Origin of the sequence: Oceanospirillum sediminis, from assembly GCF_014164585.1 — a bacterium.
Taxonomy (GTDB): Bacteria; Pseudomonadota; Gammaproteobacteria; order Pseudomonadales; family Halomonadaceae; genus Oceanospirillum; species Oceanospirillum sediminis.
The window spans coordinates 1-386 of the sequence record NZ_JACJFM010000192.1 but is presented as its reverse complement, the minus strand read 5'-3'; the positions used below and the strand labels follow the sequence as shown (position 1 = coordinate 386).

Below are 386 nucleotides of genomic sequence, written 5' to 3'. Positions count from 1 at the left end.
GATTATAAATTACAACCAATAAACAAATTAATCCAACTACCACATGTAAAATATGCACAAATGCAATTAAATAAATGTAACTCATCGTTACGTTGCTTGTTGGACCTGTAAAATTATAGCCCAAATCAATAATCTGCTGAAATCCAGAAAACTGATTTAATATAAACACAACACCTAGAGCAAGCGTCGTCAACAACAAAATGGTAGTGCCATTTCTATTGCCACCTTTTAATGCCCGCTTTGCAAGTATAAAAGTAATGCTACTTAAAATAATAACTACCGTACTTATGATAAATGCATTAGGCAATTCAAAATCTTTAACCCAATCAGGTCTAGAACGACTTACCAAAAAAGCACTCGTCCATCCTGCAAAACTCATAATTAAT

The 386-nt window shown here is 32.6% G+C and carries 1 protein-coding gene; it reads right to left on the bottom strand.

The annotated features are described in order from the left end of the window. Nucleotides 1–386 (bottom strand): cytochrome c oxidase subunit 3 (locus H4O21_RS28375; protein WP_182812540.1); only part of this gene is annotated, 386 nt, incomplete at both ends.